This is a genomic window from Streptomyces sp. NPDC058671 (assembly GCF_042716475.1).
Lineage (GTDB): Bacteria > Actinomycetota > Actinomycetes > Streptomycetales > Streptomycetaceae > Streptomyces.
In genome coordinates this window covers 1-1,088 of record NZ_JBHXSA010000072.1, presented here as the reverse complement: position 1 = coordinate 1,088, position 1,088 = coordinate 1, and the positions used below count along the sequence as shown (strand labels likewise).

The following is a 1,088-nucleotide window of genomic DNA, read 5'->3' as shown; positions in this document are numbered from 1 at the left end:
TAGGGCCTGTTGCGAAAGTTGATCTTTGCGTGCGGTGAGGTAGGCGTGATGGTCGGGCTCAGGTATCGTCCGTCTCGGCTGCAATCCCGGTGCTGCAAAGACGGGCGATCGGGCAACGGACAACCGGGAGTTCCCGTTGCGTGCGCCCGTACCAACCTTCTTCAGTCACAACCACTCGTTGAGGACTGCGACCAGCACGGTCGCCTCGTAGCGGACGGCGAGCTTGTCGTATCTCGTGGCGACCGCGCGATGGCGCTTGAGCCGGTTGATGCCGCATTCGACCGCGTGCCGCTGCTTGTAGTCGGCCTTGTCGAACTTCGGCGGCCGACCGCCGCGAGAGCCGAGCTTCTGCCGGTTGCGGACGCGGTCCGCAGGGACCGGGATCGTCGCCCTGATGCCGCGTCTACGCAGGTAGGCGCGATTCTTGCGGGAGTCGTACGCCTTGTCGGCCCGCACCCGGTCCGGCAGCTTGCGCGGCCGTCCCAGGCCCATTCGGGGGACCCTGATCGCTTCCAGTACCGGCTCGAACTGCGGGGAATCACCCCGCTGGCCAGCCGTGATCACCACGGACAGCGGCTTCTGACCCTGCTCGACCGCGAGATGAATCTTGCTGGTCAGGCCGCCCCGGGAGCGTCCGAGGCCGTGGTCGGCCGGCTCAACGGCTATCCCGCCGGGCGGCTCCTTTTGGAGATCCCCCTTTTCGCCGCCCCGGCGGCGTGCTGGTGGGCCCGGCAGACGGTCGAGTCGACGTTCACGTCCCAGGTGATCAGGCCCTTCGCGTCCGCTTCGGCCTGGAGCCGGGTGACGATCCGGGCCCAGGTGCCGTCCCGCTGCCAGCGCCGGAACAGGTCATAGACCCGATCCCACGGGCCGTACCTTTCGGGCACGTCCCGCCATGGGGCGCCGGTCCGGGTCCGCCACCGTATGCCGTCTATCAACTGCCGGCGCGTCCACACCTGCGGCCGGCCCGGCTTGATGCCCTGCGGCAGCAACGGCTCAAGCCGGGCCCACTGGCCGTTCGTCAGATCCCCACGCCTCACGAGACGTGATCATTCACGATCAAGATCGACTTTCGCAACAGGCCCTAG

Annotated in this window: 1 protein-coding gene; it reads right to left on the bottom strand. The window is 67.7% G+C overall.

The features are described 5' to 3' along the window. Window positions 1–165: 165 nt before the first annotated feature. Window positions 166–1,040 (bottom strand): IS5 family transposase gene (locus tag ACFWV2_RS33070; RefSeq protein WP_384411133.1). Its coding sequence is split into 2 segments (ribosomal slippage): window positions 166–665 and window positions 665–1,040, totalling 876 coding nucleotides; the frame shifts between segments, so codons are not numbered across the junction. Window positions 1,041–1,088 lie beyond the last annotated feature (48 nt).